Annotated in this window: 11 protein-coding genes; 6 read left to right on the forward strand and 5 right to left on the reverse strand. The window is 66.4% G+C overall.

All coding sequences use genetic code 11. From position 1 onward, the window contains the following. The first annotated feature begins 141 nt into the window (after positions 1–141). The 3 genes from IFS44_RS17035 (at position 142) to IFS44_RS17045 (ending at position 3217) form a co-directional block, all read left to right on the forward strand. Positions 142–891, forward strand: a complete 750-nt coding sequence (locus IFS44_RS17035) for a hypothetical protein (protein WP_192099334.1) — start codon at positions 142–144, stop codon at positions 889–891. 206 nt (positions 892–1097) lie between these two features. Beyond that, complete coding sequence (locus IFS44_RS17040; RefSeq protein WP_192099335.1) at positions 1098–2615, forward strand: fumarate hydratase; 1518 nt, start codon at positions 1098–1100, stop codon at positions 2613–2615. A 71-nt stretch (positions 2616–2686) separates the two neighbouring features. Beyond that, positions 2687–3217: a DUF2501 domain-containing protein gene (locus tag IFS44_RS17045; protein ID WP_192099336.1), complete on the forward strand. Its 531-nt coding sequence runs from the start codon at positions 2687–2689 to the stop codon at positions 3215–3217. Between the two features lie 561 nt (positions 3218–3778). Here IFS44_RS17045 and IFS44_RS17050 read toward each other — a convergent pair. After that, positions 3779–4327, reverse strand: coding sequence for a hypothetical protein (locus tag IFS44_RS17050; protein WP_192099337.1), 549 nt, complete (start codon positions 4325–4327; stop codon positions 3779–3781). A gap of 117 nt (positions 4328–4444) precedes the next feature. Here IFS44_RS17050 and IFS44_RS17055 point away from each other — a divergent pair, with 117 nt between their 5' ends. Further along, complete coding sequence (locus tag IFS44_RS17055) at positions 4445–4822, forward strand: PRC-barrel domain-containing protein (RefSeq protein ID WP_031395809.1); 378 nt, start codon at positions 4445–4447, stop codon at positions 4820–4822. Between the two features lie 161 nt (positions 4823–4983). On the opposite strand, the gene uvrB is transcribed toward IFS44_RS17055, so the two are convergent. Then, a complete protein-coding gene (gene uvrB, locus IFS44_RS17060; protein ID WP_192099338.1) occupies positions 4984–7182 on the reverse strand; it encodes an excinuclease ABC subunit UvrB in 2199 nt (732 codons plus the stop codon). 282 nt (positions 7183–7464) lie between these two features. Here uvrB and IFS44_RS17065 point away from each other — a divergent pair, with 282 nt between their 5' ends. Continuing rightward, positions 7465–8292 carry a ferredoxin--NADP reductase gene (locus IFS44_RS17065; protein ID WP_037530558.1) on the forward strand — a complete coding sequence of 276 codons (828 nt, stop codon included), beginning with the start codon at positions 7465–7467 and terminating at the stop codon, positions 8290–8292. A gap of 62 nt (positions 8293–8354) precedes the next feature. Beyond that, on the forward strand, positions 8355–9938 hold the full coding sequence (locus IFS44_RS17070; RefSeq protein WP_192099339.1) for an amidase: 1584 nt from the start codon (positions 8355–8357) through the stop codon (positions 9936–9938). Here the strand turns inward: IFS44_RS17070 and IFS44_RS17075 are convergent. From IFS44_RS17075 to IFS44_RS17085, 3 genes are all read right to left on the reverse strand, one after another. Continuing rightward, positions 9890–11416, reverse strand: a complete 1527-nt coding sequence (locus IFS44_RS17075) for a hypothetical protein (RefSeq protein WP_192099340.1) — start codon at positions 11414–11416, stop codon at positions 9890–9892. The genes IFS44_RS17070 and IFS44_RS17075 overlap by 49 nt on opposite strands. Further along, positions 11416–12663, reverse strand: a complete 1248-nt coding sequence (locus IFS44_RS17080; protein ID WP_244650386.1) for a PDZ domain-containing protein — start codon at positions 12661–12663, stop codon at positions 11416–11418. Before IFS44_RS17080 ends, IFS44_RS17075 begins: the two co-directional genes overlap by 1 nt. 269 nt (positions 12664–12932) lie before the next feature. Beyond that, positions 12933–13646: a hypothetical protein gene (locus tag IFS44_RS17085; RefSeq protein WP_192099341.1), complete on the reverse strand. Its 714-nt coding sequence runs from the start codon at positions 13644–13646 to the stop codon at positions 12933–12935. Positions 13647–13692 lie beyond the last annotated feature (46 nt).

Raw genomic sequence — 13692 nt, forward strand, 5'->3', positions numbered from 1 at the left:
CGAGCATCGGGTCGGCGGGATGCGCCCGGTTGCTCGTTTACGGCGTTGAACCGAACCGACCATGTCTTTGTGGCCGGCCGCACACCGTTCGCCGATGCCGTCATGGCACCGCGCGCCATGATATTCGAAGGATCCAATGCGATGGTGACCAAAAAACTGATGCTGTTGAGCGGCGTGATCGCGGTCCTCGGCGGCTGTGGCGACACGACATCGACCGGCGCCAACACCGCCACCGTCAATACCAGCGCGGCGGCGAGCGCAGCGCCCGACGTCACCCGCGTTCGCGGCGTGATCACCGCGGTCGGCGCCGACGCGGTGACCGTCCAGACCTATGACGGCAAATCGGTCAGCGTTCCGCTCGACGCCAAGACCAAGGTCGCCTGGGTGGTGAAGTCCGAGCTGTCGACGCTTAAGGACGGCGACTTCATCGGCACCGCGACGACCGGTCCCGACGACGCACTGCGCGCGGTCGAGCTCGTCATCTTCCCCGAGGCGATGCGCGGGACCGGCGAGGGCCATTATCCCTGGGACGTTCCCGGCGTGGTCGCGGCCGCTGGCGGCGGCGCGGCCGATGGGCAGAGTGCAATGACCAACGGCACCGTCGACGGGCAGAGCGCGATGACCAACGGCACGGTCGACCAGCAGAGCGGGATGACCAACGGGACGGTAACCGGCGGCGCGGGCAAGGCCGGCGAAACCAAGCTCAGCATCTCGTACAAGGGCGGCAAGGCGCAGGTCGTCGTGCCCGTCGGCACGCCGATCGTCCGGTTCGAGCCGGCTGAGCGCTCGGTGCTTGCTAAGGGCCAGAAACTGTTCGCGATCACCTCGGCCGGCGCGTCGGGGGCGAGGTCCGTCGCGGTCGGCAAGGATGGCCTGACGCCGCCGATGTAAGACTGCTGCACGTAATCACAGCCTGAGGGGCTGGAGTGGTGATGTGTCCACTCCAGCCCCTTTTGTTTGGAGAACCTCACACGTCGGACCTCGTGCAAGCGCGGACGTCTTGGCGGGTCGCGCGGCGATCCCCGACCAACCCTATCTTCATAAATCACCCGATCGCCGCTAAGACGCCTGCAAACCCGTATCCGTAAAGGCGCTGCATGACCGTCATCACCGAAGCCGACCTGATCGAAAGCGTCGCCGACGCGCTCCAGTTCATCAGCTACTACCACCCGATGGATTACATCCGTGCGCTGGGCGTCGCGTACGAGGCGGAGAAGAGCCCCGCCGCCAAGGATGCGATCGCGCAGATCCTGACCAACAGCCGGATGTGCGCGGAGGGCCATCGCCCGATCTGCCAGGATACCGGCATCGTCACGATCTTTGTGAAATGGGGCCAGGACTGCCGTCTCGATTCAACCCGCAGCCTGCAGGAGGTCGTTGATGAAGGCGTCCGGAAAGCGTATCTCAACCCCGAGAACAAGCTGCGCGCCTCGATCCTCACCGATCCCGCCTTCACGCGCCGCAACACCAAGGACAACACGCCGAGTGTGATGCATGTCGAGATGGTGCCCGGCAACACGGTGTCGATCGACGTCGCGGCCAAGGGCGGCGGGAGCGAGAACAAGTCGAAGTTCAAGATGATGAACCCGAGCGACTCGATCGTCGACTGGGTGCTCGAGATGATCCCGCAGATGGGCGCCGGCTGGTGCCCGCCCGGGATGCTCGGCATCGGCATCGGCGGCACCGCGGAAAAGTCGATGATCCTCGCCAAGCAGTCGCTGATGGGCGCGATCGACATGGCGCAGCTGAAGGAGCGGGGCCCCAGGAACGACATCGAGGCGCTGCGGATCGAGATCTACGACAAGGTCAACGCGCTCGGCATCGGCGCGCAGGGGCTGGGCGGGCTCTCGACCATCCTCGACGTCAAGATCTTCGACTGGCCGACGCACGCCGCGTCGAAGCCCGTCGCGATGATCCCGAACTGCGCCGCCACGCGCCACGCGCATTTCGTGCTCGACGGGTCGGGGCCGGTGTATCTGGAGGCGCCGAAGCTCGAGGAGTGGCCCGATGTCAACTGGACACCCGACAAGGCCGCGATCCGCGTCGATCTCGACACGCTGACGCCCGAGGTCGTGCAGACCTGGAAGCACGGCGACCGCCTGCTGCTGAACGGCAAGATGCTGACCGGGCGCGACGCCGCGCACAAGCGGATCGCCGACATGCTCGCCAGGGGCGAGGAGCTGCCCGTCGATTTCCGCGGTCGCGTGATCTATTATGTCGGACCCGTCGATCCGGTCGGTGACGAGGTGGTCGGGCCAGCCGGTCCCACCACCGCGACGCGGATGGACAAGTTCACGCGCATGATGCTCGACCAGGGCCTGCTCGCGATGGTCGGCAAGGCCGAGCGCGGCGGCGATGCGACCAAGGCGATCGCCGAGGCCAAGTCGGCCTATTTGATGGCGGTCGGCGGTGCGGCCTATCTGGTCGCGCGCGCGATCAAGGGATCGAAGGTCGTCGGCTTCGAGGATCTCGGCATGGAAGCGATCTACGAATTCGAGGTCGCCGATTTCCCGGTGACCGTCGCGGTCGATTCGGCGGGAGAGAACGTCCACCAGCTGGCGCCACTCGTCTGGCGCGAGAAGATCGCACGGGAGCGGTTGCTCGCGCCGGCGTGACTGCTCGTCCTGATGACGTGGAACGGGGAGGGCGGCCCTTCCGTTGAGCTTGCGAACCAGAGGAGTTTCGTATGTTCAAGCCCGCCAACCCCGTCGTCGCGATCGCGGTCGCAACATTGATGACGACGAGCGCCGTTGCCCAGAGCGGGGCACCCGCGCCCGCGCCCCGTACGTCCAGCGGGGGCCTCGGTAGCCTGGGTGACAGTCTTGGCGGGCTGGGTGGCGGATTGGGTGGCCTGCTTGGCGGTGGCGCGTCGGGCATCGGTTCGATCGGTGCGGGCAATGCGGCAGGTCTGTTAGGCTATTGCCTCAAAAACAACCTGCTCGGTCAGGGCGGCGCACTAGGCGCGTTAACGGGGCGGCAAACGGCGCCCCAGACCCGGACGCAGTCCCCCGCGACGGGCCAGGCGGCAGGCGCGCAGTCGATCCTGCAGCGGTTGACCGGGCAGCAGGGCGTGCGGACGTCGCCCGGCTTTGCTGCGGGACAGGCGGGGGAGCTTCAGGCGCCGAACGGTCAGGGGCTGTCGCTCGACAATCTCGGCGGACAGGTGAAGACGAAGATGTGCAGCCTCGTGCTCAACCGGGCCAAGGCGTTTTTGTAAGCGGCGCGTGCGCTAGGGCGGCTAGCCGTCGCCCGTCCCGTCATCCTGACGAAAGTCAGGATCCAGGGTAATTAGGGGCAACCTGCGTGGCTCTGGATCCTGACTTTCGTCAGGATGACGGTGTGGGTTGGGGGAGGGCTGTTCTCTTAAAGATGCGGGGCCACGTCAGCAGCCTCCAACCAAAACCACCCAGAAATGAAAAGAGGTTGCCGGGGCGTCTCACGACGACCCGGCAACCTCCTAACATGGTCAGCGGCCGGAGAGCTCCAGCCCGGAGGACCATGCGTACCACCTCATCCTGTGCCATGCGCGTTGATTGGAGGGCGATACCTCCCGCACATGCCGTCGGATATCAGTAGCGCGTCCCCCGAACGAACCGAACCGAACTCACTGCTGAACCATGAGACATCGGATCACCTCCTTTCGCTTGTTGAAAAAACGCGGCCAAGCCTGACCGCAACCGCAATGTGTGCCGGGCGCCCTATTGATACAAGTCTTGTTTTGCAGAAGATTTCGCGCAATCCTCAAAGGCTGTCCGACAGGCTGCGCGAATGCCGGCCCTTACCCGCGACAATCCTCGGTCACGCGCTCGATCTCCGCCCATGAGGGGATGACGAGGGCAGGCTGGCCCTGCTGGTCGATCACGAACCGACCGCGGCTGAACCCCATCGCCTCGAGCAGCGGATCGCTGGCCGGCAGCGTCGCCGTCACGGTGCCGGGCGTGCTGCCGGGCTGGACCGCCAGCGCGCGCGTGACGCTCGACGTGCGGATCGTCATCGGCGTGGCGGCCGCGGCGGTGCGCGACAGATGGATTTGCCGCGTGCCGGTATCGCACTGCAGTGTCAGCGCGGGCAGCGCCGCCTGCGTTCCGAAGCTCGCCAGCGATCCGCGCGGATCGCGGCGATAGGTCCAGCTTCCCGGCGTATAGGGCCAGTCGCGCCAATCCGCCGCGAGCGGGGCGGGGCGTGGGGCGGGGGCGGGCGCCTCGACGCGCGGTGGCGGCGGCGGCGGTTCGGCGCGCGGCGGCGCGACGCAACCGGCGATCAGCGTCAGCGTGGCGAGGCCGGCGGCGATGGGCCAGCCAGCGGCGATAGGGGTGTGGGCGCGCATGACCCGCTATGCGGCACACCCGGCGGCCGCTCAAGGCGCGAGGACGGCGATCGGGTGGGAACCGGCGCACGCTGCTACCGGTTCAGCGACGGAACACTGTAAATCAGGAGACGATCCATGTCCGATACCGTTGCCCAGACCCCAACCCAGCTGCTCGTGCAGGCCAATATTTCGGGGACGATGAAGGTCGAGAGCCGCGATGGCGACGCGGTGGGGACGGTCTATGCCTTCATGGTGCACAAGGGTACCGGGCGCGCGACGCACGCCGTGCTGAGCCTTGGCGGGTTCCTGGGCATGGGCAAGAGCTTCTACCCGCTGCCGTTCGCGCTGCTTCAGTTCGACGCGGTGCGTGACCTGTATGTGGTGACGATCGACAAGCGCGTGCTTGAGGGAGGCCCGAGCTGGTCGAACAACGCGCCGGTCTTCGACCAGGCCTATGCCGACCGGGTGGCGAGCTATTACGGATCGAGCAGCGAGGATCTTGTCGTCGGGTAACGCTGATGCGGGGAAGGGGCGGTTTGTATGGCTCTGGATCCTGACTTTCGTCAGGATGACGGATTGATTTAAATGCGCTGTCCCTTTCCCATGTCATCCTGACGAAAGTCAGGATCCAGGGTTATTGGCCCCAACCCTCACGACCAAAGCAATGAGCGGCCTCAGCGAGACCGAGAGCCACCCATCCGCATCTTCTGGCTCTTCCCGTACCGTGTCTTGCGCGTGCCCGGCTTGCCTTCGTTCGAGCGGCCCATGACCGGCGCCTTCTGCTGATCCACCGGCAGACCCAGCTCCTCGTTCTCCAACTGCCGGATCTCGTCGCGCAGCCGCCCGGCGGTCTCGAACTCCAGATCCGACGCGGCCTTGCGCATCTGCTTTTCCAGATCCTCGATATAGGCACGCAGGTTGTGGCCGACCATGTGCGGGCGGTCCTCGTCGATCGGGACCGTGACCTGATCCTGGCTGGCGACATGCGCGATGATGTCGCCGATGTTGCGGCGGATCGTCGTCGGCGTGATGCCGTGTTCGGTGTTGTACGCGACCTGCTTCTCGCGGCGCCGAGCCGTCTCGTTCATCGCGCGCTCCATAGAGCCCGTGACGCGGTCGGCGTACAGGATTACGCGCCCGTCGACGTTACGCGCCGCGCGCCCAATCGTCTGGATCAGTGAGGTCTCGGACCGCAGAAAGCCCTCCTTGTCCGCATCGAGGATCGCGACCAGCCCGCATTCGGGAATGTCCAACCCCTCGCGCAACAGGTTGATGCCGATCAGCACGTCGTACACGCCAAGCCGCAGGTCGCGGATCAGCTCGATACGCTCGAGCGTCTCGACGTCGCTGTGCATGTAGCGGACCTTGATCCCCGCCTCGTGCATATATTCGGTCAGATCCTCCGCCATCCGCTTCGTCAGCGTGGTGACGAGCGTGCGGTACCCTAGAGCTGTCGTCTTCCCGACCTCGACGATCAGGTCCTGCACCTGCTCCTCGACCGGCTTGATCTCGACGGGCGGATCGATCAGCCCGGTCGGGCGGATGACCTGTTCGGCGAACACGCCGCCGGTCTGCTCCATTTCCCAGCTGCCCGGCGTCGCCGAGACATAGGTCGTTGGCGGGCGCATCGCGTCCCATTCGTTGAACCTCAGCGGCCGGTTGTCGATCGCCGAGGGAAGGCGGAAGCCATATTCGGCCAGCGTCAGCTTGCGACGGTGATCGCCGCGCGACATGCCGTTGATCTGGCCGATCGTGACGTGGCTCTCATCGACGAACAGCAGCGCGTTGTCGGGCAGATATTCGAACAGCGTGGGCGGCGGCTCACCCGGCATCCGACCGGTGAGGAAGCGCGAGTAATTCTCGATTCCCGCGCAGCTGCCGGTCGCCGCGATCATCTCCAGATCGAAGTTCGTCCGCTGCTCCAGCCGCTGCGCCTCGAGCAGCTTGCCCTCGAGCACCAGCTCCTTCAGCCGCTCGGCCAGCTCGTGCTTGATCGCCTCGCCTGCCTGTTTGAGCGTCGGGCCGGGGGTCACGTAATGCGAGTTCGCATAGACGCGCACCGAGTTGAGCGACGCTACCTTCTTGCCGGTCAGCGGGTCGAACTCGGTGATCTCCTCGATATCGTCGCCAAAGAACGAGATGCGCCACGCGCTGTCTTCGTAATGCGACGGGAAGATCTCGAGCGTGTCGCCCTTCACACGGAAATTGCCGCGCTGGAACGCCGCGTCGTTGCGCTTGTACTGCAGCGCGACGAGCTTGCGCACGATCTCGCGCTGGTCGACCGTCGTGCCCTTTTTCAGGTCGAAGATCATCGCCGAATAGGTCTCGACCGAGCCGATGCCGTACAGGCACGAGACCGACGCGACGATGATCACGTCGTCGCGTTCGAGCAGCGCGCGCGTCGCCGAATGCCGCATCCGGTCGATCGACTCGTTAGTCGAGGACTCCTTCTCGATATACGTGTCCGACCGCGCGACATACGCTTCGGGCTGGTAATAATCGTAATAGCTGACGAAATATTCGACGGCGTTCTCGGGAAAGAACGACTTCATCTCACCGTAGAGCTGTGCTGCGAGGATCTTGTTCGGCGCGAGGATCAGCGCCGGCCGCTGCACGCGTTCGATCACGCTCGCCATTGTAAAGGTCTTGCCCGAGCCGGTGACGCCGAGCAGCACCTGATCCTTCTCGCCCTCGCCGATCGCCGAGACGAGTTCGGCGATCGCGGTCGGCTGGTCGCCCGCAGGCGCATAGTCGCTGACGAGCTTGAACCGCTTGCCGCCCTCGACCTTTGCAGGGCGCGCAGTCGGGCGGTGCGGGACGAAGGTGTCGCCGGTTTCGGGTTCGGCGAGGCTGGTGCGGATCTGGATGGCCATCGAGGGGGAATATGGGGAACACCCGTCGAGTCGGCAACGTGCTGGTCGGCCCTGATCCGTCATCCTGACGAAAGTCAGGACCCAGTATCCCGGGGGCAGTCCTTTGCGGCCCTGGGTCCTGACTTTCGTCAGGATGACGGGAGGGGCGGCGAAACCGATACCGCTGCATTGTGCGGCCCCAAGCTTTGCTAATGTTGACCCACTGCACGCGCATCCATAATGCGACCGTTTCGCAAGCCATCGACCCGCCGGCGCGACTCCGCGCGGCCAAGGAATAGACGCATGACCGCCGAAACCCTCGAAACCCGCGCGCCCGTGCTCATCCCGGAGACGCCCGCATTCCTCAACGCCAAGGTTCTGTGGGTGCGCCACTGGAACGAGCATCTGTTCAGTTTCGCGATCGAGCGCCCGTCGACGTTCCGCTTCCGCTCGGGCGAATTCGTGATGATCGGCCTTCCGCAGGAGGGCGGAAAGCCGATCATGCGCGCCTATTCGATCGCGAGCCCGCATTATTCGGAAGAGCTCGAATTCCTGTCGATCAAGGTCGAGGACGGCCCGCTGACCTCGAAGCTCCAGCTGATCCAGCCGGGCGACGAGGTGTATCTGGGCAAGAAGCCGACCGGCACTTTGGTGCTCGACGCGCTGCTCCCGGGCAAGCGGCTGTTCATGTTCTCGACCGGCACAGGCCTCGCGCCGTTCCTCAGCCTGATGCGCGATCCCGATGTCTATTCGGCCTATGAGCAGGTGATCGTCGTGCACAGCGTGCGCCGCGTCAGCGACCTTGCCTATCACGACGAGATGGTCGCCTTGCTCGCCGAGGATCCGCTGATCGCCGAGGAGGCAGCTACGCAGTTCCACTACATCCCGACCGTCACGCGCGAGCCGTTCCGCACCACGCGGCGGATCGGTGCGCTGATCGAGGACGCGTCGCTGTTCGGCCATCCGGTGCGCGGCGACCAGAAGCTGAACCCCGAGACCGACCGCGCGATGCTGTGCGGATCGACCGAGATGATCAAGGAGTTCGCGGTGATGCTCGAGGCGCAGGGCTTCGAGGAGGGCGCGAATTCCAAGCCCGGTACGTTCGTGATCGAGCGCGCCTTCGTCGGCTGACCCGCCAGGGCGCTTGGCGCGCCGTCCGATCCCCGATAGCGTCATGCTAAAGGGGACTGAAAATGCGCCATATTATCTCGGGAATCCTGCTCGCCACCGCCGCCATGCCAATGGCGGCGGTGGCCAGGACCGTCGCGGTCGAGGAACGCTCGATCGATCAGCTTCAGGCGAGCATGACGGCGGGGACGGCGAGCAGTGTCGATCTGGTCCGGGCGTATCTCGCGCGGATCGCGGCGATGGACCGCAAGGGGCCGACGCTGCGCAGTGTGATCGCGCTCAATCCCGACGCGCTGGCCCAGGCCAAGGCGCTCGACGCCGAGCGTCGGGCGGGGCGGGTGCGCGGACCGCTGCACGGCGTTCCGGTGCTGATCAAGGACAATGTCGAGACCGCCGACGCGATGCCGACCACCGCTGGCAGCCTGGCGCTCAAGGACAATATGACGCGCCGCGACGCGCCGGTGGTCGCGCAGCTGCGCGCGGCAGGCGCGGTGATCCTCGGCAAGACCAACCTCAGCGAATGGGCGAACATCCGGTCGACGCGGTCGATGAGTGGGTGGAGCGCGGTCGGTGGGCTGGTCCGCAATCCCTATGCGCTCGACCGGACCGCGTGCGGATCGTCGAGCGGGTCGGGCGCGGCGATCGCGGCGAGCTTTGCTGCGACCGCGATCGGCACCGAAACCGATGGTTCGGTCGTATGCCCGTCATCGATCAACGGGCTGGTCGGGCTGAAGCCGACGATCGGGCTGGTCAGCCGCACGCATGTCGTGCCGATCAGCCATAGCCAGGACACGCCAGGGCCGATGGCGCGCAGCGTGCGCGACGTGGCGACGATGTTCTCGGCGATGATCGCGGCGGATCCGGCGGATGCCGCGACCGCGGGGGCAGGCGCGTACAAGCGCGACTATGCCGCCGCCTTGTCGACGAGCGCGCTGTCGGGGTTGCGGATCGGGGTCGTCCGGCCCGAGATGACCGCGGACGTCGCGGCGCGGTACGAGGTCGCGCTGGGCGTTCTCAAGGCCGCGGGCGCGGTGCTCGTCGAGGTCAAGCAGCCCAAGCTCGACGGGATCGGCGAGGCGGAGCTGCTGGTGCTCCAGACCGAGCTGAAGGCCGATCTCGACACCTATCTCGCGACCACGCCGGCGACGGTGCGGACCCGGACGCTCGATCAGGTGATCGCGTTCAACCGCGCCAATGAAGCAGCGGAGATGCCGTTCTTTGCGCAGGAGACGTTCGAGGCGGCGGCCAAGACCCGCGGGCTCGACGACCCGGCCTACAAGGCGGCACGCGCGAAATCGCTGCGGCTGGCGGGCGCCGAGGGGATCGACGCGATGCTGAAGACCGCGCGGGCGACGGTGCTCGTCGAGCCGACCTATGGTCCCGCCTGGCTCAGCGAGCCGGTGTACGGCGACCAATATGGCGGGCCGAGCGCGAGCGAACTGCCTGCGGTTGCCGGCTATCCCAACCTGACCGTGCCGATGGGGCTGGTCCGCGGGCTGCCGGTCGGGCTGTCGTTCATCGCGACACGCTACGGCGACGGCACCGTGCTGAACGCGGGCTATGCCTATGAACAGCGGGCCAAGGCGCGGACCGCGCCGCGTTACCTGCCGTCGGCGGCGGTGGGCACCGGACTCGACGGGGCCCGCTGATCGGGGGCGACGAACACGCGGTCGTTGCGCAGATAGACGGCGCTGCGATCCTTCAGCCGGCGCGTGGTAAAGACGAGGCGATAGTCGCTCGCGAGCGTCGCCTTCAGCGCGCGCAGGCTGCCGACGTTCCAGATCGACAGGCGGCGCGTCGAGGTGACGATCACCGGCGGACGGTTGGCGAGGATACGGCGGACCTCTGCCGCCTCGTCGATCCCGGTCGCACCCTGTTCGGTCGACAGGCTGAGCAGGTTGGGAAAGGCGTAGGGCGTCGGCACGCAGGTCCGCGCGAGCAGATAGGTGACGGTGTCGCCGCGGAACACATAGGGGCATTCGTCGCCGCTGTTCGCCTGGACGATGCGGGCCAGCGCATAGGCGCCGGCGGCGTCGTCGCGCCGGACGATGCGTTCGACAGCGAGGATCGTGAAGGGGACGATCAGCGCGATCGCGAGCAGCTTGGCATGGCGTGACAGCGCGGGCGCGGCGGCGATCGCCAGCGGGGCGACCAGCGGCAGGCCGTAATGATCGAAGAAGGTACCGATCGCGAGGAAGCCGAGCGACGCTGCGATCAGCCAGCCAAAGGCGAGCCGCGCGACCGCACGGTCGGTCCCGAGATGCGCGCGGCGATGCCAGGTGATCGCCGCGGCGGCGATCAGCGGGAGCAGCTGGACGAGGATGCCGAGCAGCCGCATCACCACCTGCCCGAGCGGATAGCCGGGGCGCAGGAAGATCGAGGTGACGTTGGCGAACCAGAAGGTCGCGAACAGGTCGTGCGCGGTGTACCAGCCAAGCGCGGCGAGCGACGGCGCGAGCCCGACGGCGATCCACAGCAGCGCCGCACCCAGCGTCGCTGAGACCGGCGCGCCGGTGCGGCGGTGGAACCAGAGATGCGCCAGCCCGAAGAACGCGCCTTCGAAGGCGGGCGTGTATTTCATCTGGATCGCGATCCCTGCGAGCAGGCAGGCCAGCGCGCCGCCACGCACGATCGCGCGGCGGTCGTTCGCCGCCGCGAGTGCGGGCAGGCGGAAGGTCAGCAGCGCGGCGATGGCGATCGGCAGATTGTAGAAGACCGGCGCCTGCCCGCCGCCGCCGCTGAGCAGCGACAACCCGGCCAGATAGGTCGCTCCTGCCGCCAGCGCACCACGCCGCGTCGCGCCGATCCGCATCGCGCCGTGATGAACGAGGACCGCAGTCAGCCAGGCGCAGCCGGTCGCGACCAGCTGATAGGCGAGAATCCCGTCGCCGGGGAGCAGCCGGATCGCCGCGAACAGCAGGAAAAGACCGATCGGCTTGCGATCCCAGATGTCGAGAAAGGGGATCGCGCCGTGCAGCATACGGTCGCCGACTAGCAGATAATATTGCTCGTCGACGGCGATCACCGGATTGCCGAAATCCCAGACGCGGATCGCCAGCGCGATCATCAGCAGGATCAGCGCGGGGGTCCAGCGGGATCCGGACGATGCAGTCGTGGACGATGTCATCAGTAGAAAGTCCTGAGCGTCAGCGTGCGCGTCGTCCCGTCGCACAGCCCGAGTCGGACGACGCTGCCGGGCGGGCGGATGGTCCAGTCCGCCAGCGGGCTGGTTGGATAGTCGCGGGGGATGGGCTGGCCGTCGATCGAACAGATCAGGTCGCCGACCTGCCACCCGCTCGCCTCGGCCGGGCCGCCGCGCATCACGTGCAGGACCTTCAGCCGGTTGCTTTCGACACCCATCAGCAGGCCGCTGGTCGACCGGATGGGGCGGGGATCGGCGACGTCACCGCGGCGCAGGACCATCCGCGCCGCGCTCGGGTCGAGCAGCACGCGATAATGCTGGAGAAACCCCGAGCCGAGCCGCCCGGCGGCGCCGATCGACTGCGAAAAGCCCGCCTCGGGCTCGATCCGCACCTCGGTGTCTCGCGCGACGAGCGTACCGACCCGGATCTCGGGGGCGATCGCGAGGCCGCTGACGACCGAGCCGCCGAGCCCATAGGCGATCGCGGTGGTGGTCGGCAGCCCCGGCGGCGCGGCACGGCGCCAGCCCGCCGCGGTCACGGTGATCGCCGATCCGTCGCCGGTATCGACGACGATCGGCGCCAGCGCGTGCGTGCCGATGCGGATCGCGCTTTCATAGACGCGGCGATCGGACGAGATCGTCAGCGGCGCGGTCTCGCCCGCGAACGGCAGCCGCCCGGTCGGGATCAGCCGGAAGCGGCGCGCGGCATAATCGATGTCGAGCGCGTGCGCGGCGAGCAGGTCGCGTCCGACCAGCAGGTCGACCGCGGTCGCGCTGCCGGTCGCGAGCGCGGGGAAGGCGGCGACACTGACACCGCCGCCGCTGCGCGTCAGGCCGCCGAGCGTGATCGACCGCGTCGGCATCCAGCGCAGCGCGACCGACCCGCCGATCGCACTCGCCCGCCCGCCGGGCTGCAGCGCGCGCCGGACCAACGCGGGGGAGGTGTCCGCGAGCAACGTATAACTGACCCCCGTATCGAGGATCGCGGTGATGCTGCGCCCGTCGATCTGCATCGCGAACCGGATTTGGTTGCCCGGCGTCAGGTCGAACGGCACCCAGCGTGTCTCGGTATCGGCGGCGAGCCGGGCGACGCCCTGGTCGCGGTCGGCGGGGGAGGTGCTTGGGGTAGAGCTCGCCTGGATGGGCGCGGCCGCGGCCTGCGATGCCGGCTGCCGCGTCGCGATGCTTAGGGCCGCCAACAGCGGGACGATGGCGAGGGTAAGCATACGCATGTGCAACCGTCCCTAGCGCGTTGGCGGGGCCTTACAAGCTAGGCACGCGGACGGTGGGGCAGATGGATTTGAAGGGAAGGAAAGCGGACTCACGGCTTTCGCGGCTGCCTTGTGGGAGACCCACCGCCGAACGAGCCCGCCAATGCATCAACTTTTTGCATCGGTGAGCGCCTACGTTTCCTGCCATTCCTTGGCTGATGCGAAATCTGTGATCGTTTACGTGGGGGGGGTAGGCTTAGGATCGTTAGCGGCACCCGTATATCGATGGGTTAGGGCCAGACTAGTCTTATCCAAGCTACTTTATGACCAAGCTTGCCTTCACCGATCAGCGTTAAAAGATAGGCTTGAGAATGAAGGTCGGGCAGTTGGGAAATAGCTCCTAACCGGACGGGCAATGTTGCAAGGATAAGGAACCGCTTGCCGTCGAAGGCGACGACCCGCGACCGCTCTGCCAAGCCTTCGGCGTTCCATACCCCAATCCAAGTGTAGCTGTCCCTATGAACGTTGTCATCGGCTGCGACGAAACTGTAGCCAACGATATCGGGGGTCACGGCAGGCCGCGCCGGGACAAAACCATCCACATAACCGCTCCTCCCGATGCCAGCGTTGGAAATGCCTGCAATACCGCTCTTCCCTTGGATGCTGGTCCATGAAAACCAGCATCCCGATGTTCGCGAGTGCACTGGGCCAGGAGAGAGGTCAAAGTCGGTGAAGCGTGGGTCATCCGAGCGCAGCATCACCGCCGAGCTATAGCGAAGCTGATCCACGCGTGCCTCACCGGGATGTGGCCAGCCGGGATGTGCTCGATAGCTGCCCCCCAGCATCTCGACTGTTAGGGGAGCAGCGTTGATCGCAACAGATTCCCCAAGGTGACCCGAGCACACCGGCTTTGGCATGATCGCGGTGGTGGAATCGGAGGTTTGTGCGGTCGCAGAGGCCCCGATCAGCCCGGCAACGATTATCAGTATAGCGCGAACAAGCATCGCAGTAGCCTAACACGCGTAGGCTCGTGCGCTAGAGGGTGTCACT

Origin of the sequence: Sphingomonas sp. CFBP 13706, from assembly GCF_014842355.1 — a bacterium.
GTDB classification, from domain to species: Bacteria; Pseudomonadota; Alphaproteobacteria; order Sphingomonadales; family Sphingomonadaceae; genus Sphingomonas; species Sphingomonas aerolata.